Annotated in this window: 1 protein-coding gene; it reads left to right on the top strand. The window is 47.7% G+C overall.

Annotation, left to right across the window (positions count from 1 at the left end):
* Positions 1 to 93: 93 nt before the first annotated feature.
* Positions 94 to 1421, top strand: a protein-coding gene (locus KNP02_RS14645) for an IS3 family transposase (RefSeq protein ID WP_214710305.1) whose coding sequence is annotated in 2 segments (ribosomal slippage) — positions 94 to 493 and positions 493 to 1421 — 1329 coding nt in all. Because the reading frame shifts where the segments join, the coding sequence is not laid out codon by codon here.
* Positions 1422 to 1433: the final 12 nt, after the last annotated feature.

The following is a 1433-nucleotide window of genomic DNA, read 5'->3' as shown; positions in this document are numbered from 1 at the left end:
TAAACTGTACCCTGAGTAGTAGACACTAAAAAAAAGTCTACTGCTCAGGGTTTTTGTGTACACTGGACTAAATCATATTGGGAGTGAATTCGAGTGTCGAAGAAGATATTTACGTCAAAAGAAATAGATGCGCTAGCCGCAAATCCTTACGTTAAATCTGTGAGCCCGAAAGGGATCACGTATACCGATGAGTTTAAGGAACTTTTTATAGCACAGACGTTGGAAGGAAAGTTCCCTGTGGAAATCTTCCGGGGATGTGGATTCGATGTGGAGGTACTCGGTGAACGGCGTATGAGTTCTTGTAAAAATCGTTGGACACGAGCTTACCGAAAAGATGGGGTAATGGGGCTGCGCGATACACGATCAAGTAATTCAGGACGTTGGAGAGATAAAGAGCTGTCGACAGAAGAACGGTACGCGAAGCTCGAGGCCGAAAACAAACTGTTGAAAGCAGAGGTCGAACTATTAAAGGAGATCCGCCTGGCGGAAGGGAGAGGAAAGCTGGACTTAACGCATCGCAAAAGTATGAGCTGATTCAAGGTGTCATCATCAAGCACAAAATGAAGGGGATGGTCAGCCATCTCTGCCAGGTGGCCGGGGTGTCACGTCAGGGATACCACGCCTATTTCTCGGAACGGAGGAGACAGACCAGACAGGAGCGCGAATCGAAAGACGTGGCTCTTCGTGACCTCGTTCTGAAGGCGTTCCACTTCAAGAAGCGCAAGAAGGGTGCTAGGCAGATCAAGATGGTGCTGTCTGGTCATTTCGGTGTGACGATGAACCTGAAGTGTATCCGACGTATCATGCGGAAATACAACATCGTGTGTCCAATCCGCAAGGCGAAGCCATACAAACGGCTCATTAAGGCGACGGCCGAGCACCGGGTGGTGCCGAATCGCCTCAAACGCGAATTCAAACAGGGCACTCCCTACAAGGTGCTTCTCACCGATATCACCTACATATTTTACGGGAACGGTAAGCGAGCCTATCTTTCGACCATCGTGGACGGTTCGACCAATGAGGTACTGGCGCATCAACTCTCTGAGAACATCAATCTTGACATTGTATTGGATACGTTGAAGCGTTTACGGAAGAACCGGAGGATTCGCTTGGACAAGGACGCATTCATCCATTCAGATCAAGGAGGGCATTACACGAGCCCGACCTATCAGAAAGAGGTGAAGCGTATGAAGCTAGGTCAATCCATGTCCCGACGGGGCAACTGTTGGGATAACGCTGTCCAGGAATCATTCTTTGGACATTTCAAGGATATCGTCGAGTTAAAGGCCTGTACCACGTTCGATTCACTACAGCGTGAAATCCGAAAAACCATTAGCTATTACAACCATCATCGTTATCAATGGAACATGAAAAAGATGACTCCCGTACAGTACAGGAATCATCTCCTTGAATCAGCATAAGTTTTTTTATTA

The sequence above is a fragment of the Exiguobacterium sp. s40 genome (assembly GCF_018617905.1).
In the GTDB taxonomy this organism is placed as follows: domain Bacteria; phylum Bacillota; class Bacilli; order Exiguobacteriales; family Exiguobacteriaceae; genus Exiguobacterium; species Exiguobacterium mexicanum_A.
Note: the sequence above shows the minus strand (reverse complement) of the source record. Positions and strands in the feature narration are given on the sequence as shown.